We start from the raw sequence: 19,876 nt of genomic DNA, 5'->3' as shown, positions 1-19,876 counted from the left end.
GCGGGTGTGCTGGCACGACCTGCACCGCGCTCAGCGCAGTTGCTCGTCGAGCAGCGAGAGGATGCGTTTGCCGACCTCGGTGCTTTCCGGCTGGCCGGCGTCGTTCTGCACCGTCACCGTGGTGCCGGTGCCGTCGCCCTTGAGCGCCACGCGGTACTTCTTGGCGCGCTTGCTGTCCTCGGAGCCGGTCCTGACGAACAGCTTGGAGAAGAAGCCGCGGTTGTCCACGGTGTCGCGCGGATCGACGTAGCGCACGTAGTACAGGCCCTGCGCGCGGTCGCGGTCTTCCACCGTGAAGTTGACGCGGTCCAGCGCCAGCCCGACCGAACGCCAGGCGCGGTCGAACGGCTCGGCCAGCTGCAGCGCCTGGCTGCCGTTGACCTGGGTCAGGTTGCTGCCGGCCGCGGGCGCCTTGGCCGCCACCACGGGCGCGGCGGCCGCGCCGGACGCCGCTGCCGCCGGCGCGCCGCCGTTCTTGGCCATGCGGTCGGCCTGCTCCTTCTGCACGCCGAGGCGCTGCGCGAAGCGCGAGAGGAATTCCGCTTCCAGCTCGGGATCGGACGGGCGCGGGGTCCACACCGTCTGCGACTTGTCGATGCCGGTCAGCTGCTCCTGCGCGCCGCGGTGGCTGATGTAGACCTCCAGGTTGCCGTTCTGCGTGCGCTCCAGGCGCGTGCGGAACTTGTCGCGCTCGGAGGTCGAGTACAGGCCGTCGAAGACCTTGCCGATGGTGTTGCGGATGAAGTCCTGCGGAATCTTGGCGCGGTTCTCGGCCCAGTCCGTTTCCATGATGCCGGTCTCGGGCGAGTCCTGCACCAGCAGGAAACCGCTCTCCTGCCAGAACTCGCGCAGCGACTGCCACAACTGGTCCGGACGCATGCCGTTGCTGATCACCAGCCAGCGCTGGTTGCCGTCGCGCTCCATGCGCACGCCCTGCGTGGACGGCAGCACGTTCTCGGTGCCGACCTGCTGCTGCGCCACCTTGGTCGACTGGTTGTAGGTCGACAGCGTGGAGGTGCCGTTCTGGTCGGGCACGGAGTAGCGGCGGTCGCCTTCGATCTTGGTCAGGTCGGGCGGCACGTCGAGCGTGGAGGTGCGCTTGGCGTTGGCCTTGTAGTCGATCTTGTCCGGTGCCATCGCATCGTTGATGCTGCTGCACGCGGACATCGCGCTGGCCACCAGCACGGGCAAGACCAGGGCGGCACGGCGAACTTGCGTTGCGCCGCGGCGGTTAAGCTTGAGTTTCATTGACACGCAATCCTAGTTGATGGGACAACGGCAGGGTACCGCGGGATCTCAGCCGAGCAGGCCGGCATCCGACAGCGCCTTGCGCACCACGTCGTGGTATTCCGGTGACAGCGGGGTGAGCGGGAGGCGGATACCGCCCTGCATCTTGCCCATTTGCTGGAGTGCCCACTTGACGGGAATCGGGTTGGCCTCGACGAACATCGCCTTGTTCAGCGCAACCAGTTCCATGTGGATGCGACGCGCGGCGATGGCGTCGCCCTTCAGGGCAGCCACGCACAACTCGTGCATCTTGCGCGGCGCCACGTTGGCCGTGACCGAGATATTGCCGTGGCCGCCGAGCAGCATCAGCGCGATCGCGGTGGGGTCGTCGCCGCTGTAGATGGCGAAGCCCTGCGGCGCGTCCTTGATCAGTTGCGCGGCGCGGTCGATGTTGCCGGTGGCTTCCTTCACGCCGATGATGCCCGGCACCTGCGCCAGGCGCAGGACGGTCTCGGGCTGCATGTCGGCCACGGTGCGGCCCGGCACGTTGTACAGCACCACCGGCAGGTCCACGCTTTCCGCGATGGTGCGGAAATGGCGGTACATGCCTTCCTGGGTCGGCTTGTTGTAGTACGGCACGACCTGCAGCGAGGCATCGGCGCCGACCTTCCTGGCGAAGGCGGTCAGTTCGATCGCCTCGCTGGTGGAGTTGCCGCCGGTGCCCGCGATGATCGGGATGCGCTTGTCGGCCTGCTCCACGGCCACGCGGATCAGCTCGCAGTGCTCGTCCACCGTCACGGTGGGCGACTCGCCGGTGGTGCCGACGATCACGATGCCGTCGGTGCCCTCGGCCACGTGCCAGTCGATCAGGGCGCGCAGCGCGGGGAAATCCAGGCTGCCATCTTCCTGCATCGGCGTCACGATCGCGACGATGCTGCCGTTAATCTGTGTCATAACGTTTGAGAATTCGGGAAACGAATACCGCGATTGTACCGGATCGCCCGGGCCTTCCGACCGCTGCTTCGACCCGGGAAAACCCAAGCCGGTTCAGCGCGTGAAGTCCGGGTCTCGCCGGGCGTGCGGGCGCATAGCCCTGGCCGCACTTCAGCCGGGCAGAAGATAGCGTGGCGGCGCGCCGGCGCCTGCCTGGCCACCCTCGCCTCCGCCCTTGCCCTCACCCTCCCTCGCCGCCTCGCGCACCGCGCACAGGCGCTGCACAAAGGCAGTTCTAGGCACTTCCAGCACGCCATCCTCATAGGCGACCACACGCAGCCCGCCGCGCACCGCGTCCAGCAGTTCGCCCGGCCGCAGCAGGAAATCCGGGTTGGAGGGCTTGCCCACGGTCTCGTTGCCGGCGGCGAAGGTCTCGTAGATCAGCACGCCGCCCGGCGCCAGCGCGGCGATCAGGTGCGGCCACAGCGGCCGGTGCAGGTAGTTCGTCACCACGATGGCGTCGAACGGCGCGCGTCCGGCCAGCGGCCACGCGCCCTGCTCCAGGTCGGCCTGCAGCGTCTCGATGCCGGCGGGCAGCGCGGCCAGCGCCGCGCCGTCGCGGTCGACGCCCAGCACGGCATGCCCGCGCGCGGCGAACCACGCCGCATGGCGGCCACTACCGCAGGCGAGGTCGAGCACGCGGCCGCCCGCGCGCGCCAGGTGCGCCCAGCGCAGCACCCACGGCGAGGGCGGCGCGGCGGTGGCGGCGTGGTTCATCGCGCTGTTCATTGATATCCCAGCCCCATCGCCGCGCGCACGTCGCGCATGGTCTCGCGCGCCACCTGGCTGGCCCGGTCGCAGCCGTGCGCGACGATGTCGCGCAGCAGCGCGGGATCGTCCATGTACTTCTGCGCGCGCTCCAGCATCGGCTGCTGCTCGCGCAGGATGCCGTCGATCACGGGCTGCTTGCATTCGATGCAGCCGATGGCGGCGCTGCGGCAGCCCGGCTCCACCCACTCGCGCGTGGGCGCGTCCGAGTAGACCTGGTGCAGCTGCCACACCGGGCAGCGCGCCGGATCGCCGGCGTCGGTGCGGCGCACGCGCGCCGGATCGGTCGGCATGGTGCGCACCTTTTTCTCCACCGAGGCCTTGTCCTCGCGCATGCGGATGGTGTTGCCGTAGGACTTGGACATCTTCTGCCCGTCCAGCCCCGGCATGCGCGAGGCCGCGGTCAGCAGCGCCTGCGGCTCGACCAGGATGGTCTTGCGCGAGCCGCCCAGGTAGCCCAGCAGCAGTTCGCGGTCTTCCGCGGCCAGGCTCTGCGACTGCGCCACCAGCGCCGCGCCCTCGTCCAGCGCCTCGGCCTTGCCCTGCTCCTGGTAGGCGCGGCGCAGCTCGAGATAGGCCCTGGTGCGCTTGCCGCCCAGCTTCCTGGCGGCTTCCTGCGCGCGTTCCTCGAAGCCGGGCTGGCGGCCGTACAGGTAGTTGAAGCGGCGCGCGATCTCGCGCGTGATCTCCACGTGCGGCACCTGGTCCTCGCCCACCGGCACGCGGCCGGCGCGGTAGATCAGGATGTCGGCCGCCTGCAGCAGCGGATAGCCGAGGAAGCCGTAGGTGGACAGGTCCTTGTCCTTGAGCTTCTCGATCTGGTCCTTGTAGGTCGGCACCCGTTCCAGCCAGCCCAGCGGCGTGCCCATCGCCAGCAGCAGGAACAGCTCGGCGTGCTCGGGCACGCGGCTCTGGATGAACAGCGTGGCGCGCTCGGGATCGACGCCGGCCGCGAGCCAGTCGATCAGCATCTCCCACACCGACTCGCCGATCACCTCGGGCGATTCATAGTGGGTGGTCAGCGCGTGCCAGTCCGCCACGAAGAAGAAGCACGGGTATTCGGCCTGCAACTGGACCCAGTTTTTCAGGACGCCGTGGTAGTGGCCCAGGTGCAGCGCACCGGTAGGCCGCATGCCGGAGAGAACGCGGTCGGGAAACATGTCTGTCTGTGCTTTTGATGGGGATTCGGTACTCGGTACTCGGTATGGCAGGTCGGATGCGGCGCGCCGGGCGCGGCCCGGCGGCGTGCTATTGCACCAGCGCCAGCACGGGTTGCAGCATCAGCTGCACCAGCCCGCTGAGCACGCCCATCACCGGCTGCATCCAGACCTTGGTGATCACGCCGGCGGCCACCAGCGCCAGCACCACGAAGATGCCGTAGGGCTCGATGCGCGAGATGGCATGCGCGAGCCGCTGCGGCAGCAGCGCGGTGAGCACCCGGCCGCCGTCCAGCGGCGGCACCGGGAACAGGTTGAAGGCGGCCATCACCAGGTTGACCAGCACGCCGGCGCGCGCCATCTGGCTGAAGAACGGCTCCTGCACCTGCGCCAGCACCAGCCCCACCGCCATCAGCGCCCACAGGAAGGCCTGCAGCACGTTGCTGCCCGGCCCGGCCAGCGCCACCCACATGCCGTGCCAGCGCGGGTTGCGCAGGCGGTCGAAGGCGACCGGCACCGGCTTGGCGTAGCCGAACACGAACTGGCCGCTGGTCATGAAATAGAGCAGCAGCGGCACCGCGATGGTGCCGATGGGATCGATGTGCCGCGCCGGGTTGATGCTGACGCGGCCCATCACATAGGCGGTGTTGTCGCCGAACAGCTTGGCCACGTAGCCGTGGGCGGCTTCGTGCAGCGTGATGGCGAACAGGACCGGCAGGGCGTAGACCGCAAGGGTCTGAATCAGGGAAGAATCCATGGGGCGCTATTGTACCGGGCCGCCGCGCGCCTGAGGCGGCCGCCCGCGTGGAGCGCGCCGGCGGCGCTCAGAGGCCGAAGCGCCCGATGTCGCCGCGGCCCTGCCGGATCAGCTCGGGCTCGCCGCTGGTCAGGTCGATCACGGTGGTCGGCTGCGCCGGCGCGGCGCCGCCGCAGATCACCAGGTCGAGCAGCTTCTCGAGGCGCGCGCGGATCACCTCGGGCTCGTTGAGCGGGGCTTCGTCGCCGGGCAGCTGCAGGGTGGCCGAGATCAGCGGCTCGCCCACCTCGGCCAGCAGCGCGAGCGGGATCGGGTGGTCGGGCACGCGCACGCCGATGGTCTTGCGCGCCGGGTGCGACAGCCGCCGCGGCACTTCCTTGGTGGCCTCGAGGATGAACACGTAGGGCCCGGGCGTGGCGCCCTTGAGCCAGCGGTACTGGCGGTTGTCGACGCGCGCGAAGTTGCCCAGCTCGGACAGGTCGCTGCACATCAGCGTCAGGTGGTGCTTGTCGTCGATGCCGCGCAGGCGGCGCAGGCGCTCCACCGCGGCCTTGTCGTCGAGCCGGCAGGCCAGCGCGTAGCTGGAGTCCGTCGGCAGGGCGATCAGGCCGCCCTGGCCGATGATCTGCGCGGCCTGCTTGATCAGCCGCGGCTGCGGATTGAGCGGGTGGATGTCGAAATATTGGGACATGGGCGGTCGGAGGGCGAAAGGCCGCCGGCCCGGCGCGAAGGCGACATGCGCGACGGGCAGGTCTTGCGGGGAAAAAGATCGGACGGTGCGCATGACGGGGGCGGGCCATCGGAGCGCCGGGCGGCCGCGGGCCGGGCCGGCTTACCAGTCATGCCAGACCGGCGTGACCGACGACGGCAGCGGCGGCAGCGCGCCCAGCTCGGTGCGGCCTTCGCCGGGACCGTGGAAATCCGAGCCGCGCGAGGCCAGCAGGCCGTAGCGGCGCGCGACGTCGGCATACTTGCGGTACTGGTCGGGCGTATGGCTGCCCGTCACCACCTCGACCGCGGCGCCGCCGAGCTGCACGAACTCGTCGAACAGCGCGTCGTGCTGGAGCTGGGTGTAGTCGTAGCGGCCCGGATGCGCCATCACGGGAATGCCGCCGGCGGCCTGGATCCAGCCCACCGCGTCGGCCAGCCGGGCCCAGCGGTGCCCGACATAACCGGGGCGGCCTTCGCCGAGGTATTCGCTGAACACGTCGCTGATGGTCTTGCAGCGCCCCTGGTCCACCAGCCAGCGCGCGAAATGCGTGCGGGAGATCAGGTCCGGGTTGCCGACGTAGCGCAGCGCGCCTTCGTAGGCGCCCTCGATGCCGATGGCCGCGAGCGCGTCGCCGATGTCCTGCGCGCGCGCCGCGCGGCCCGAGCGCGTGGCGGCCAGCCCTTCGACCAGCGCCGGGCAGGCCGGGTTGATCTGCAGCCCGACGATGTGCACGGTCTGGCCGGCCCACGTCACCGAGATCTCCACGCCCGGCACGAAGCGCATGCCGAGCGCCTCGGCGGCGGCGCGCGCCTCGCTCTGCCCGCCGACCTCGTCATGGTCGGTCAGCGCCCAGAAAGCCACGCCGCCCGCATGGGCGCGCGCGGCCACGTCGCGCGGCGACAGCATGCCGTCGGACACGGTGGAATGGCAATGGAGATCGGCGTTGATGGCGTGAGGGTTCTGCATGCCGCCATTCTACTCCCGCGCGCGAGGCCGCACACGCGGCGCCGGCCGCCGCCGCGCGCCGGTCGGCCGGTCCGGCGGGGCGGCCCGAGGTGCGGCCGAGGTACGGCCCGATAGCCCTGCCGCCAACGCTGGCGTCGGCCGGCGGCGCCCCGCCGCGCGGTATAGTTGGGGCCTCTCGATCCTCCCGCCCGGCGGCGCCAAGCGCGCCGCCCGCCATGCCATGCCGACCGACGCTTCCGCCATTCCAGCCGACTCCGCCCACGCCGACGGCGTGACCCGCACCGACGTGCTGATCGTCGGCGCCGGCCCGGTCGGCCTGTTCGCGGCCTTCCAGGCGGGCGTGCTGGGCCTGCGCTGCGAGCTGGTCGACGTGCTGGACCGCGCCGGCGGCCAGTGCGCCGAGCTCTATCCCGAGAAGCCGATCTACGACATCCCCGCGGTGCCCGGCTGCCTGGCGCAGGACCTGGTGGACCGCCTGCTCGAGCAGTGCGCGCCGTTCGCGTTCCCGATGCACTTCAACGAGCGCGCCAACGGCCTGGAGGAGATCGCCCGCGCCGGCGAGGCCGCGCCGGCCGCGCCGGCCGCGCCCGACGCCGGCCACGCGCATCCGCCGCGCCTGCTGGTCACCACCGACGGCGGCAGGCGCTTCGACGTGGCCGCCGTGCTGATCTGCGCCGGCGCCGGCGCCTTCGCCCCGCAGCGCGTGGCGCTGCCCGAGGCCGCCGCGCTGGAAGACCGCCACCTGCACTACGCGGTGCGCGACGTGGCGCGCTTCGCCGGCAGGCGCGTGGTGGTGGCCGGCGGCGGCGACTCCGCACTGGACTGGGCGCTGGCGCTGCGCAAGGTGGCCGCGCGCGTCACCCTGCTGCACCGGCGCGAGGGCTTCCGCGCCGCCGACGGCACGGTGGCGGAAATGCGCGCGGCCGTGGCGGCCGGCGAGATGGATTTCGTGGTAGGCATGCTGGGCGCGCTCAAGACCGAGGGCGACACGCTGACCGGCGTGGACATCCGCACGCGCGACGACACCGTGAGCCTGCCCGCGGACGAACTGGTGGCGCTGTACGGGCTGGTGTCGGAGCCGGGCCCGATCGCGCACTGGGATCTCGACATGCGCGCCGGGCGCATCGTGGTGGACACCACCACCTACGAAAGCTCGCGCCGCGGCATCTTCGCCGCCGGCGACATCGCCTTCTACCCGAACAAGCAGAAGCTGATCCTGTCCGGCTTCCACGAGGCCGCGCTGGCGCTGCGCAAGGCCTATCACTACGCCTTCCCGGAAAAGGCGCTGGTGCACGTGCACACCAGCAACAACGCCGCGCTCAAGGACAAGCTCACGCACGCCTGAACCCGGCGCGGGCGCGCCTCACGCGCAGAAGTCGTCGACCAGCGCCGCCACCGCGCGCGGCTGGTCGTGGTGCAGCATGTGGCCCGCGTCGTCGATGACCGCCTCGCGGAAATCGCGGAACGCCTTGAAGCGCTGCCGGAATTCGTCGAGCGGCTGCCCGCGCGCGATGTGGCTCAGCGTCTGCGAGTCGCGCGCCTCCACGTGCAGCACCGGCGCGGTGGCCTGCGCCCAGATCGCCATCACCTCGTCGAGCCGGTAAAGCACCGGATTGACCATCTTGTGCGCCGGATCGCCCAGGATCTCCCAGCGGCCCCCGGCATTGCGCGCCGACCAGTGCGCGGCCAGGAAGGCGGCGCGGTCGTCGGGCAGGCGCGGGTTGGTCTTCTGCAGCCGCGCGGCCACCGCGGCCACGCTGTCGTAGGTCTTGAGCGCGGGGCGCGCGCGCAGCTCGTCGAGCCAGAGCGCGTAGCGCCCCGGCGCCTGCTCCGCGCGCGTGGCGGTCATGCCGAAGCCTTCCAGGTCCACCACGCGGCGCACCCGCGCGGGACGGATGCCGGCGTAGAAGCAGGCCACGTTGGCGCCCATGCTGTGGCCCACGAGGTTGACCGGCTCGCCGGGCTGGAAGTGGTCGAGCACCGCCTCGAGGTCGGCGATGTAGTCGGGGAACCAGTACGACTCGGTGCCCGGATGGCGGGTCGGCCAGGCGGTCTGGCCGAAGCCGCGCCAGTCCGGCGCGATCACGTGCCAGTCGCCCGCCAGCGCGTCCACCATGAACTGGAACGAGGCCGCCACGTCCATCCAGCCGTGCAGCGCGAACAGCTTCGGCGCGCCCGCCCGGCCCCAGTGGCGCACGTGCATGGCGAGCCCGCGCAACGTGATAAATTCCGAGCGCGAGGTTTCTCTGATTGTCATGGTGGTCTCCCCCGGTCCCTTTCCGGCCGGCGCCTTCACCCGCGACAACGGGGAGGCGCGATAAAAATAGAACGATCGTTCGCTCAGGCGATTATAGCGGCACCCGCTGCCTCGATGCCGCCGCCACGCCGCCGCGCGAACGCCAGAAAACAGGAGACCTGCATGACCGCATCCGCCCTGCCCGCCAGCCGGCGCGACGACTACCGCGCGCTGTACGACAGCTTCCGCTGGCACGTGCCGGAGCACTTCAACCTCGCCGAAGCCTGCTGCGGCCGCTGGGCGCGCGACCCCGCCAGCGCCAGCCGCATCGCGGTCTACACCGAGCACGAGGACGGCCGCCGCGCCAGCTACAGCTACGCCCACATCCAGGCCGAGGCGAACCGCCTGTCGCGCGCGCTGCGCGCGCTCGGCGTGGCGCGCGGCGACCGCGTCGGCATCGTCATGCCGCAGCGCATCGAGACGGTCATCGCGCATATGGCGATCTACCAGCTCGGCGCCATCGCCATGCCGCTGTCGATGCTGTTCGGGCCGGAAGCGCTGGCCTTCCGCTTCCGGCACAGCGAGGCGCGCGTGGCGATCGCCGACGAGAGCGCCATCGACAACGTGCTGGCCGCGCGCCCCGAATGCCCGGCGCTTGCCGCGGTGATCGGCGTGGGCGCGGCCGCGGCCCGCGCCGGGCACGGCTGGGACGCGCTGCTGGCGGCGCAGTTGCCGGACTTCACCGCCGAGCTGACCAAGGCCGACGAAGCGGCCGTGCTGATCTACACCAGCGGCACCACCGGGCCGCCCAAGGGCGCGGTGATCCCGCACCGCGCGCTGATCGGCAACCTGACCGGCTTCGTCTGCTCGCAGAACTGGTATCCGCGCGAGGGCGACGTGTTCTGGAGCCCGGCCGACTGGGCCTGGACCGGCGGCCTGTGGGACGCGCTGATGCCGGCGCTGTACTTCGGCCAGTCCATCGTGGGCTACCAGGGCCGCTTCTCGGCGCAGGTGGCGTTCGCGCTGCTGGAGCGCTACCGCGTCACCAACACCTTCCTGTTCCCGACCGCGCTCAAGCAGATGATGAAGACCTGCCCGGCGCCGCGCGGCCAGTACCGCCTGCACCTGCGCGCGCTGATGAGCGCCGGCGAGGCGGTCGGCGAGACCGTGTTCGCGTGGTGCCGCGACGCGCTCGGCGTGGTGGTCAACGAGATGTTCGGCCAGACCGAGATCAACTACATCGTGGGCAACTGCACCGCGCAGAACGACGACGGCGAGCTCGGCTGGCCGGCGCGCGCCGGCTCGATGGGCCGCCCGTATCCGGGCCACCGGCTGGCCGTGGTCGACGAGGACGGCCGGCCGTGCGCGCCCGGCGAAACCGGCGAGATCGCCGTGTGCGACACCGACCGGCACGGCCACCCCGACCCGGTGTTCTTCCTCGGCTACTGGCGCAACGAGGCCGCCACGCGGGACCGGTTCGTCGAGCACGGCGGCCTGCGCTGGTGCCGCACCGGCGACCTCGCCCGCGCCGACGCCGACGGCTACCTGTGGTACCAGGGCCGCGCCGACGACGTCTTCAAGTCGTCGGGCTACCGCATCGGCCCGAGCGAGATCGAGAACTGCCTGCTCAAGCATCCGGCCGTGTCGAACTGCGCCGTGGTGCCGTCGCCGGACCCGGAGCGCGGCGCCGTGGTGAAGGCGTTCGTCGTGCTGCAGCCGTCGGTGGCCCGCTCCGCGCAGGCCGACGCCGACCTGACCGCGGCGCTGCAGCAGCACGTGCGCGGCCTGCTCGCGCCCTACGAGTACCCCAAGACCATCGAGTTCATCGCGCAGTTGCCGATGACCACCACCGGCAAGATCCAGCGCCGCGTGCTGCGCGAGATGGAAGCGCAGCGCGGCACGACGCCGGCGCACTAGCCCCCGGCAGGCCATGCGCGCGCCGGCCCGCCGGCGCCTGCGTGGCCGGTCTGCGCCACCTCCCCGCACTTCCCCTCCCCCCGCATCTTTTCCCCTCTTTTCCCCACTCTGCCCGGCAGGCATCCGCACTGGTGGATTCCCGTGTCAAGTATTCGCCAAAGTTGACGTTAGCGAAGACAGGTGGCCACGTTGCCGATCGCACAGTCAAAGCGCAGGTCATGTCGGCGAAATACCGTTCATGGCAGGCCAGTCGCATCGGATGGCATGGAATTTATCTTATTTATAAGACAACTCTTAAAGAAAAATCATCGAAAAACTATCCAATGATTATTCTTAATCCGCATCATTAAAATTAGGATAAATCCCATCTAGATGTTGTTTATTCCAATATCAAGATGCTGAAAACCCGCATAAAAGGCCGATTGACTTAACACAACAACGAACGAATAGACGTAGGAAAATTCATCTTTTCTAAGTTGAATTTCCTACAAACAGAAAATAAACTTCCTATCAAACAAGAAGAAATTTCCGACAAGGCTTTACGAATTTTCCTGGGCTCAATGACCAAAAGGGGATCACCATGAGCACGCATGCACGCACCGGCAACGCCTCCATCCGCAACCTCAAGCACCGCCTGACGCTGGCGCTGGCGTGCGCGCTGCTCTCGGTCCCGGCGTGGGGCGCCGGCGGCGTGATCTTCTTCCGCGGCGCCATCGTCGCGCCGTCGTGCATGACGCAGATGAGCGCCGGCTCCGGCAGCGCCTCGGTAAGCTGCCCGCAGAACGGCGCCCAGGCCGCCGAGTTCGCCGCCGTGCCGCTGATGCCCGGCAAGTCCGTGCAGTTGAAGTCGGCGCGCGCCTCGGTCGAGACGGCGCGCTTCGTGAGGAAGAGCGATCCGGACGGTGGCCAGCAGGGCCTGGTCGTGATGGCCGAGTATTACTGAGCGGGCATTACCGAGCGGCCTGCGCCTCGAGCCACGCGAGCTCGGCGTCGTCGAAGCCGGCCGCGCGGCGCGCCTCGAGGTTGAAGGGCGGGCGCAGGCGCGGCGCCTGGTAGCGCGCCGCCAGCTCGCCATAGGCGGCGACCGGATCCAGCCCGCGCCCGGCGCACAGCCAGCGGTACCAGCGGTTGCCGATGGCCACGTGGCCGACTTCGTCGCGCAGGATGATGTCGATGATGGCGGCGGCCTCATGGTCGCCAGCGGCGGCCAGCTTCGCCCGCACCGGCGGCGAGGCATCCAGCCCGCGCGCCTCGAGCGTGCGCGGCACCAGCGCCATGCGCGCCAGCACGTCGCCGGCGGTCTTGTCGGCCATCTCCCACAGGCTGTTGTGCGCCGGGAAATCGCCATAGCTGGCGCCCAGCGTGGCGAGGTGGTCGGCCAGCAGCGTGAAGTGCAGCGCCTCCTCGTCGGCCACGCGCAGCCAGTCGAGGTAGAACCCGGCCGGCATGCCGCCGAAGCGCCAGAGGGCGTCGAGCGCGAGGTTGATGGCGTTGAACTCGATGTGCGCCAGCGCGTGGATCATGGCGGCCCGCCCGGCCGGCGTATGGATCGAGCGGCGCCGCTCCACGCGCTGCGGCGCCACCAGTTCCGGCCGCTCGGGGCGGCCCGGCAGCGGCAGCGTGGCCGTGAGGGTTTCGCCGGCGCCGAGTGCTTCCGGCGCCATGCCCGCGGCGGCCTGGCGCATGCGGCGCGTGGCCGCCGCCTTCTGCCGGGCGTCGCGCAGGCACAGGATGGCCAGCGCCTGCCGGCGCAGCGACAGGCCGGTGAAATCCGGCAGGCCGGGGGTGGCCGCGGCGGCGGCGTCCGGGAAAGCGGGCTCGGCCGCGCGGGGGGTGTCGTTCAGGTTGGCTGCCATCAGCGTAAAATCCGGGTTGCCGCCATTGTAGGGCCGGCGCTCGGCGCGGCCGGCATCCGCCACATCGCGCGTCCCCGCCGCCGCCCTCCCGCGAACCTTTAAAGCCCGGCGGCAAACCCCATATACCCATACGCACTTGTGCAGGAGACTTCATGGCGCTTTACCAGCTCGGCGACATCGCCCCGACCATCGATCCGGACGCCTACGTCGCGCCGGAGGCCACCATCATCGGCAACGTGACGCTCAAGGCGCGCGCGAGCGCGTGGCCGGGCGTGGTGATCCGCGGCGACAACGAGCCGATCGTGGTGGGCGAGTCCAGCAACGTGCAGGAAGGCACCGTGCTCCATACCGACCCGGGCTGCCCGCTGACCATCGGCGACAAGGTGTCGATCGGCCACCAGGCCATGCTGCACGGCTGCACCGTGGGCGAAGGCTCGCTGATCGGCATCCAGGCGGTGATCCTGAACCGCGCGGTGATCGGCAAGGAATGCCTGGTCGGCGCCGGCGCGGTGGTCACGGAGGGCAAGGTGTTCCCGGACCGCTCGCTGATCCTGGGCGCGCCGGCCAAGGTGGTGCGCGAGCTCACCGAGCAGGACGTGGCCAACCTGTACCGCAACGCCGAGACTTACGCCACGCGCCAGGCCATGTACAAGACGCAGCTGAAACGCATCGACTAACACGCATCGACCAGGGCGCCGGCCAGGAACCGCGCCCGCGCCGATCTACCGACGGACCATCGTGACTGACTCCACCTCCCCCGACATCCTGCAGAAATTCCTGTTCGACGCGGCCCCCGTGCGCGGCGAACTGGTGCGCATGCGCGCCACCTGGCAGGATGTGCTGCGCCGCAATCAATATCCCGCGCCGGTCCGCCGGCTGCTGGGCGAGATGATGTCCGCGGCCGCCCTGCTCACCGCCAACCTGAAGTTCAACGGCGCGCTGGTGATGCAGGTGCACGGCGACGGCCCGGTGCGCATGCTGGTGGTGGAATGCCTGTCCGATCTGTCGATGCGCGCCACCGCCAAGCTGGCCGAGGGCGCGCAGGTGGCCGACGACGCCACGCTGGCCGACCTGGTCAACGTGCGCGGCGGCGGCCGCTTCGCCATCACGCTGGACCCGCAGGACAAGCTGCCGGGCCAGCAGGCCTACCAGAGCATCGTGCCGCTGGCCGACGCGCATGGCGCGTTCGACTCGATGGCCGCGGTGCTCGAGCACTACATGCGCTCGTCCGAGCAGCTCGACACGCGCCTGTGGCTGGCCGCCGACGACCAGGTCGCCGCCGGCATGCTGCTGCAGAAGCTGCCGAGCTACGGCGGCACCCTGGAAGGCCACGCCGGCCGCGCCCCGGCGCAGGTCGGCGAGACCGGCGCGCCGCTGGCCGAGAGCGCCCGCGCGCAGGACCTCGACACCTGGGACCGCGCCTGCCAGCTCGGCGCCACGCTCAAGGCCGGCGAACTGCTGGCCGAGACCCCCGACACGCTGCTGCGCCGCCTGTTCTGGGAAGACCTGCAGGCCGCCGGCGTGCGCGTGTTCGAGCCGCTTGGCCCGCATTTCCACTGCTCGTGCTCGCGCCCCAAGGTGGCCGGCATGCTGCAGAACCTGGGCCGCGCCGAGATCGAGAGCATCCTGGAGGAGCGCGGCAACGTGGAGATCCACTGCGATTTCTGCGGCCAGCAATATCATTTCGACCCGGTCGACTGCGCCCAGCTGTTCACGCCGGTGCCGGTGGCCACCGGCGCCGGCGACGGCGCCAGCCAGCAGCACTGAGCGGCGGGCGGCGGCCGGACCCGGCGGAACCTTTGCCCGGTGCGCCGGGGTCCAAGCGTCAGTGACCCACCAGAGCCAGGGGAAATATCATGTCCGCTTTGCCTCCGAACCCGTCTCCGAACCCGTCTCCAAACGCGCCTGCCGCCGCGGCGCGGCGCCTGCCGGGCGCGCTCGGCGCGCTGCTGCTCGGCGCCGCGCTGCTGGGCGGCTGCGCCGGGCTGCCGCGCGACATCAACGGCTCGCCGCCGACCGCGCGGCTGGTGCCCAACAGCATCCCGCCCGCGCCGATCACCCCCGAGGAAAGCCAGAAGCTGGGCACGCTGAACCGCGACATCCTGCGCGAGCAGGACGCCGCCATCGCGCGCCAGCAGCAGGCCGAAGCCTACGCGCGCGCGTATTCCTATTACGCCTACCCGTCGCCAAGCTGGAACCTGTATTACGGCGGCTGGGGCGGGCGCCACTGGGGCGGCGGCGTCGGCTTCAGCAGCGGATATGGTTATCCGGGCTGGGGCTGGGGCGGTTATCCGTACTGGTGGTAATGGGGCGGCAGCAATGAGGCGGCAAGACGCTGGCGCGCGTGGACGAGACGCCGCCCGCCACGGCAGTGCGAGCCGCGACAGGTAGCTGCAATTCGGGGAAAACGGGAGGGAAAACGAGGGAAAAACGGGGAATCGCCGGACCGGCGAATCCCGCCGGCGGCATGACAGCACCCGCGGCGGGCGCCATGCGCGGCGCCGGCGCTAGTGGCTGCCGCCGGCCGGCGAATTCGGCGGCGGGGGCAGCGGCGGCGTGGCGCTGACCTTGGGCGCGGGCGCCACGAACTGCACGAACACCTCGCCGTCCCTGACCATGCCCAGCTCGTAGCGGGCACGCTCCTCGATGGCGCCGGTGCCGTCCTGCAGGTCCTTCACTTCCCCTTCCAGCTTGGCGTTGCGCAGCTTGAGCGCCTGGTTGCGCGCGCTCTGCTCCTGCACCTGCTTGTCCATGTCCCACACGCGCAGCCAGCCGCCCTTGCCCAGCCACAGCGGGTACTGAATGGCGAGCAACAGCACGAACAGCAGCAGCGAGATCAGGCGCATAGGGATTCCGGCGCTTTGCAGAAGAGGTCGGGGCCGTCGGCGCCGGCCGCGATGAGGGTTATCCGCGGCCGGCGCATGACGCGGGCTTAGCGCAGATTATAGAAGGCGCTCTTGCCCGGGTAGCTGGCGATGTCGCCGAGGTCTTCCTCGATGCGCAGCAGCTGGTTGTACTTCGAGATGCGGTCCGAGCGCGACAGCGAGCCGGTCTTGATCTGGCCGGCGTTGGTGCCCACCGCGATGTCGGCGATGGTGTTGTCCTCGGTCTCGCCCGAGCGGTGCGAGATCACGGCGGTGTAGCCGGCGCGCTTGGCCATCTCGATGGCGGCGAAGGTCTCGGTCAGCGTGCCGATCTGGTTGATCTTGATCAGGATCGAGTTGCCGATGCCCTTCTCGATGCCTTCCTTGAGGATCTTGGTGTTGGTGACGAACAGGTCGTCGCCCACCAGCTGCACGCGCTTGCCGAGCTTGTCGGTCAGCGTCTTCCAGCCTTCCCAGTCGCCTTCGGCCATGCCGTCCTCGATCGACACGATCGGGAACTTGTCGCACAGGTTGGCCAGGTAGTCGGCGAACTGGGTCGAGGTCAGCTTGAGGCCTTCGCCGTCCAGGTGGTACAGGTCCTCGCCTTCGCGGAAGAACTCGCTGGCGGCGCAGTCCAGCGCCAGCAGCACGTCTTCGCCGACGCGGTAGCCGGCCTTCTCGACGGCCTGCACGATGGCGTTCAGGCATTCCTCGTTGGAAGCGAAGTTCGGCGCGAAGCCGCCTTCGTCGCCGACCGCGGTGGACATGCCCTTGTCGGCCAGGATCTTCTTGAGCGCGTGGAACACCTCGGCGCCGCAGCGCAGGGCTTCGCGGAAGCTGGTCTGCGACACCGGCATGATCATGAATTCCTGGATGTCCAGGCTGTTGTTGGCGTGCGCGCCGCCGTTGACGATGTTCATCATCGGCACCGGCATCTGCATCGCGCCCGAGCCGCCGAAGTAGCGGTACAGCGGCAGGCCGGCTTCCTCGGCGGCGGCGCGCGCCACCGCCATCGACACGGCCAGCGTGGCGTTGGCGCCCAGGCGGCTCTTGTTGTCGGTGCCGTCGAGGTCGATCAGGGTGCGGTCCAGGAAGGCCTGCTCGGAAGCGTCCAGGCCCATGATGGCTTCGGAGATCTCGGTGTTGATGTGCTCGACCGCCTTCAGCACGCCCTTGCCCAGGTAGCGCGACTTGTCGCCGTCGCGCAGCTCGATGGCTTCGCGCGAGCCGGTGGACGCGCCCGACGGCACCGCCGCGCGGCCCATCACGCCGGATTCCAGCAGGACGTCGCACTCGACCGTCGGGTTGCCGCGCGAGTCGAGAACTTCGCGACCGATGATATCTACGATTGCACTCATGAATTCCTCTCTGACTGTTTTGAATCTTGCTGCTGACCGGGATCAGCGCGGATGATGCCCGACCAATATGTCAGGCGCCTTCCACCACGATCATGTTCATCTTCGCGGCATGCTCGCGCGCGGCGCGCGCGGCACCGTATTCCTCGGAGGCATAGAACACCTTCGCGGCCTCGTAATCGGGGAATTTCAGCACCACGACGCGGCTCGGCGCCAATTCGCCCTCGAGCTGCTCGGTCTTGCCGCCGCGCACCAGGATCTCAGCGCCGTGCGCCGCGATGGCCTTGCTCGACAGCACCTTGTACTGCTCGTACTGCTGGGGATCGGTCACATCGACGTAGGCGATGATATAGCCGGCGGGCATGCGTGTCTCCGAAGTTTTTGTATTGTCTTTCGATACGATCCGTCACCGGCCGGCGGCTTCCGTCAGCGGACGCCACCGGCGGCGCGACAGGCCGGCGGGCTCAGGCGCAGGCCGGCCAGCCGAAGTTGTCTTCCAGGAAACCGGCGCGCTTGGTCAGCGCGTCGAGGTCCCGGAGCACCGACAGCAGTTCCTTCATGCGCGACAGCGGCACCGCGTTGGGGCCGTCGGACATGGCCTTGCTCGGGTCCGGGTGCGTTTCCATGAACAGGCCGGCGATGCCGACCGCCACCGCGGCGCGCGCCAGCACCGGCACGAACTCGCGCTGGCCGCCCGAGCTGGTGCCCTGCCCGCCCGGCAGCTGCACCGAGTGGGTGGCGTCGAACACCACCGGGGCGCCGGTCTCGCGCATGATCGCCAGCGAGCGCATGTCCGAGACCAGGTTGTTGTAGCCGAACGAGACGCCGCGCTCGCAGGCCATGAAGCTGTCCTCGGGCAGGCCCGCCTCGCGCGCGGCGTCGCGGGCCTTGTCGATGACGTTCTTCATGTCGTGCGGCGCCAGGAACTGCCCCTTCTTGATGTTGACGGGGCGGCCGCTCTGCGCGCAGGCGCGGATGAAATCGGTCTGCCGGCACAGGAAGGCCGGCGTCTGCAGCACGTCGACCACGGCCGAGACCGGCTTGATCTCGTCGATCTCGTGGATGTCGGTGAGCACCGGCACGCCGATCTCGCGCTTGACCGTGGCCAGGATCTCCAGGCCCTTTTCCATGCCCAGCCCGCGGAAGCTCTTGCCCGACGAGCGGTTGGCCTTGTCGAACGAGGACTTGTAGATGAACGGGATGCCGAGCGCGCCGGTGATCGCCTTGAGCTCGCCGGCGGTATCCAGCGCCATCTGCTCGGACTCGATCACGCACGGGCCGGCGATCAGGAAGAAGGGCTGGTCCAGGCCAGCCTCGAAGCCGCAGAGTTTCATCGCTACTAGTCTCCTGCTTGCGCGGTGCCGGGCCCTCAGGCCGCCTTGCTCTTCTGGCTGGCCAGCGCCGCTTCTACATAGGCCTTGAACAGCGGATGGCCGTCACGCGGGGTGGAGGTGAATTCCGGGTGGAACTGCACGCCGACGAACCACGGATGCAGGCTGTCGGGCAGCTCCATCATCTCGGGCAGGTCCTCGGTCGGGGTGCGCGCCGAGATCACCATGCCCGCCTTTTCCAGCGTGGGCACGTAGTGGTTGTTGACCTCGTAGCGGTGGCGATGGCGCTCGTTGACCTCGGCGCCGTAGATCTGGCCGGCCTTGGTGTCGGCCCTGACCGGCACGCGCTGCGCGCCCAGGCGCATGGTGCCGCCCAGGTCGGAGTCGGCCGAGCGCTGCTCGACCTTGCCTTCGCGATCCACCCACTCGGTGATGAGCGCCACCACCGGGTGCTCGGTCTCGAGGTTGAATTCGGTCGAGTTGGCGTCGGTCATGCCGGCCACGTGGCGGGCGAACTCGATCACGGCCAGCTGCATGCCCAGGCAGATGCCGAGGTACGGCACCTTGTTCTCGCGGGCGTACTGGATCGCGCGGATCTTGCCTTCCGTGCCGCGCTTGCCGAAGCCGCCCGGCACCAGGATGGCGTCCAGCGGCGCGAGCACTTCCAGGTGGCCCGACTCGAGCTCCTCGGAATCGATGTACTCGATGTTCACGCGGGTGGCGGTGTGCATGCCGGCGTGGCGCAGCGCCTCGATCAGCGACTTGTAGGACTCGGTCAGGTCGACGTACTTGCCGACCATGCCGATGGTGATCTCGTGCTGCGGGTTTTCCTGGGCATTGACCAGGCGCTGCCACATGGAGAGATCGGCCGGCTTCGGGTCGAGGCGCAGTTCCTCGCAGATCAGGCGGTCGAGGCCCTGCTCGTTGAGCATCTGCGGGATCTTGTAGATGCTGTCCACGTCCCACACCGAGATCACGGCTTCCTGCGGGATGTTGGCGAACAGCGAGATCTTGGCGCGCTCGTCGTCGGGGATCGGGCGGTCGGCGCGGCACAGCAGCGCGGTCGGCGAGATGCCGATCTCGCGCAGCTTCTGCACCGAGTGCTGGGTCGGCTTGGTCTTCAGCTCGCCGGCGCTGGCGATGAACGGCACCAGCGTCAGGTGCACGAAGGCGGCGTGGTTGCGGCCCATGCGCAGGCTCATCTGGCGCGCCGCTTCCAGGAACGGCAGCGATTCGATGTCGCCCACGGTGCCGCCGATCTCCACCAGCGCCACGTCGGCCTTGCCGCCGTGCGAGGCGGCCGCGCCGCGCTCGATGAAGGCCTGGATCTCGTTGGTGATGTGCGGGATCACCTGCACGGTCTTGCCGAGGTATTCGCCGCGGCGCTCCTTGCGGATCACCGACTCGTAGATCTGGCCCGTGGTGAAGTTGTTCGACTTGCGCATCTTGGCCGAGACGAAACGCTCGTAGTGGCCGAGATCGAGGTCGGTTTCCGCGCCGTCTTCCGTGACGAACACCTCGCCATGCTGGAAGGGGCTCATCGTGCCGGGGTCGACGTTGATGTAGGGATCTAGCTTGAGGAGGGTGACTTTGAGGCCGCGCGACTCGAGAATGGCCGCGAGCGAAGCAGCAGCGATGCCCTTGCCGAGAGAAGAGACGACGCCACCGGTGACGAAGACGAATTTGGTCATAAACCGAGCTTGCCGGGGAAATCGGGATTATACATGAGCGGCTGCC

The 19,876-nt window shown here is 69.6% G+C and carries 20 protein-coding genes; 6 read left to right on the top strand and 14 right to left on the bottom strand.

Going from position 1 to position 19,876, the window contains the following annotated elements; all coding sequences use genetic code 11:
* Nucleotides 1-30 precede the first annotated feature (30 nt).
* The 7 genes from bamC to ACWTPI_RS06985 all read right to left on the bottom strand — a co-directional run bounded on the left by bamC (nucleotide 31) and on the right by ACWTPI_RS06985 (nucleotide 6,580).
* Nucleotides 31-1,248, bottom strand: a complete 1,218-nt coding sequence (bamC, locus tag ACWTPI_RS07015; protein ID WP_029043279.1) for an outer membrane protein assembly factor BamC — start codon at nucleotides 1,246-1,248, stop codon at nucleotides 31-33.
* Nucleotides 1,249-1,296: 48 nt separating this feature from the next.
* Entirely contained in the window at nucleotides 1,297-2,181 is an 885-nt protein-coding gene (gene dapA, locus ACWTPI_RS07010) for a 4-hydroxy-tetrahydrodipicolinate synthase (RefSeq protein ID WP_020201475.1), read from the bottom strand.
* 150 nt (nucleotides 2,182-2,331) lie between these two features.
* Nucleotides 2,332-2,949 (bottom strand): class I SAM-dependent methyltransferase, encoded by a 618-nt coding sequence (locus tag ACWTPI_RS07005; protein WP_454731250.1) that lies wholly within the window; start codon nucleotides 2,947-2,949, stop codon nucleotides 2,332-2,334.
* Entirely contained in the window at nucleotides 2,946-4,148 is a 1,203-nt protein-coding gene (locus ACWTPI_RS07000; RefSeq protein ID WP_020201473.1) for a tryptophan--tRNA ligase, read from the bottom strand. Before ACWTPI_RS07000 ends, ACWTPI_RS07005 begins: the two co-directional genes overlap by 4 nt.
* Nucleotides 4,149-4,236: 88 nt before the next feature.
* A complete protein-coding gene (locus tag ACWTPI_RS06995; protein ID WP_020201472.1) occupies nucleotides 4,237-4,902 on the bottom strand; it encodes a site-2 protease family protein in 666 nt (221 codons plus the stop codon).
* 67 nt (nucleotides 4,903-4,969) lie between these two features.
* Entirely contained in the window at nucleotides 4,970-5,593 is a 624-nt protein-coding gene (locus ACWTPI_RS06990) for an L-threonylcarbamoyladenylate synthase (RefSeq protein WP_020201471.1), read from the bottom strand.
* A 141-nt stretch (nucleotides 5,594-5,734) separates the two neighbouring features.
* Entirely contained in the window at nucleotides 5,735-6,580 is an 846-nt protein-coding gene (locus ACWTPI_RS06985; protein WP_020201470.1) for a 3',5'-nucleoside bisphosphate phosphatase, read from the bottom strand.
* Between the two features lie 220 nt (nucleotides 6,581-6,800).
* Between ACWTPI_RS06985 and ACWTPI_RS06980 the strand changes: the two genes are divergently transcribed.
* Nucleotides 6,801-7,925: an NAD(P)/FAD-dependent oxidoreductase gene (locus tag ACWTPI_RS06980; protein ID WP_454731249.1), complete on the top strand. Its 1,125-nt coding sequence runs from the start codon at nucleotides 6,801-6,803 to the stop codon at nucleotides 7,923-7,925.
* 18 nt (nucleotides 7,926-7,943) lie between these two features.
* Here ACWTPI_RS06980 and ACWTPI_RS06975 read toward each other — a convergent pair whose 3' ends face one another.
* The gene (locus tag ACWTPI_RS06975) at nucleotides 7,944-8,837 is read right to left on the bottom strand and encodes an alpha/beta fold hydrolase (protein ID WP_029043277.1); all 894 of its coding nucleotides are present in this window, start codon (nucleotides 8,835-8,837) and stop codon (nucleotides 7,944-7,946) included.
* 162 nt (nucleotides 8,838-8,999) lie between these two features.
* Here ACWTPI_RS06975 and ACWTPI_RS06970 point away from each other — a divergent pair, with 162 nt between their 5' ends.
* Both ACWTPI_RS06970 and ACWTPI_RS06965 read left to right on the top strand, forming a co-directional pair.
* Entirely contained in the window at nucleotides 9,000-10,733 is a 1,734-nt protein-coding gene (locus ACWTPI_RS06970) for an acyl-CoA synthetase (protein WP_454731248.1), read from the top strand.
* A gap of 580 nt (nucleotides 10,734-11,313) precedes the next feature.
* Complete coding sequence (locus ACWTPI_RS06965; RefSeq protein WP_020201466.1) at nucleotides 11,314-11,676, top strand: hypothetical protein; 363 nt, start codon at nucleotides 11,314-11,316, stop codon at nucleotides 11,674-11,676.
* Nucleotides 11,677-11,683: 7 nt separating this feature from the next.
* Here the strand turns inward: ACWTPI_RS06965 and ACWTPI_RS06960 are convergent, their stop codons facing one another.
* Nucleotides 11,684-12,589, bottom strand: a complete 906-nt coding sequence (locus ACWTPI_RS06960; protein WP_029043276.1) for a ferritin-like domain-containing protein — start codon at nucleotides 12,587-12,589, stop codon at nucleotides 11,684-11,686.
* Nucleotides 12,590-12,741: 152 nt separating this feature from the next.
* Between ACWTPI_RS06960 and ACWTPI_RS06955 the strand changes: the two genes are divergently transcribed.
* From ACWTPI_RS06955 to ACWTPI_RS06945, 3 genes are all read left to right on the top strand, one after another.
* Complete coding sequence (locus ACWTPI_RS06955; RefSeq protein WP_017230018.1) at nucleotides 12,742-13,266, top strand: gamma carbonic anhydrase family protein; 525 nt, start codon at nucleotides 12,742-12,744, stop codon at nucleotides 13,264-13,266.
* Nucleotides 13,267-13,327: 61 nt separating this feature from the next.
* Entirely contained in the window at nucleotides 13,328-14,356 is a 1,029-nt protein-coding gene (gene hslO / locus ACWTPI_RS06950) for an Hsp33 family molecular chaperone HslO (protein WP_020201463.1), read from the top strand.
* A gap of 89 nt (nucleotides 14,357-14,445) precedes the next feature.
* On the top strand, nucleotides 14,446-14,895 hold the full coding sequence (locus tag ACWTPI_RS06945) for a hypothetical protein (RefSeq protein ID WP_454731247.1): 450 nt from the start codon (nucleotides 14,446-14,448) through the stop codon (nucleotides 14,893-14,895).
* A 201-nt stretch (nucleotides 14,896-15,096) separates the two neighbouring features.
* Here the strand turns inward: ACWTPI_RS06945 and ftsB are convergent, their stop codons facing one another.
* The 5 genes from ftsB to ACWTPI_RS06920 all read right to left on the bottom strand — a co-directional run bounded on the left by ftsB (nucleotide 15,097) and on the right by ACWTPI_RS06920 (nucleotide 19,830).
* Nucleotides 15,097-15,435, bottom strand: a complete 339-nt coding sequence (gene ftsB, locus ACWTPI_RS06940; protein ID WP_020201461.1) for a cell division protein FtsB — start codon at nucleotides 15,433-15,435, stop codon at nucleotides 15,097-15,099.
* Nucleotides 15,436-15,521: 86 nt separating this feature from the next.
* The gene (eno, locus tag ACWTPI_RS06935; protein ID WP_020201460.1) at nucleotides 15,522-16,811 is read right to left on the bottom strand and encodes a phosphopyruvate hydratase; all 1,290 of its coding nucleotides are present in this window, start codon (nucleotides 16,809-16,811) and stop codon (nucleotides 15,522-15,524) included.
* 70 nt (nucleotides 16,812-16,881) lie between these two features.
* Nucleotides 16,882-17,172, bottom strand: coding sequence for a DUF1330 domain-containing protein (locus ACWTPI_RS06930; RefSeq protein ID WP_020201459.1), 291 nt, complete (start codon nucleotides 17,170-17,172; stop codon nucleotides 16,882-16,884).
* Between the two features lie 100 nt (nucleotides 17,173-17,272).
* Nucleotides 17,273-18,142, bottom strand: a complete 870-nt coding sequence (gene kdsA / locus ACWTPI_RS06925; RefSeq protein ID WP_020201458.1) for a 3-deoxy-8-phosphooctulonate synthase — start codon at nucleotides 18,140-18,142, stop codon at nucleotides 17,273-17,275.
* 35 nt (nucleotides 18,143-18,177) lie between these two features.
* Complete coding sequence (locus ACWTPI_RS06920) at nucleotides 18,178-19,830, bottom strand: CTP synthase (RefSeq protein WP_020201457.1); 1,653 nt, start codon at nucleotides 19,828-19,830, stop codon at nucleotides 18,178-18,180.
* Nucleotides 19,831-19,876: the final 46 nt, after the last annotated feature.

The organism is Cupriavidus ulmosensis, from assembly GCF_977008105.1.
The sequence above is the reverse complement of the archived record's forward strand: the minus strand, read 5'-3'. Positions and strand labels throughout refer to the sequence as shown.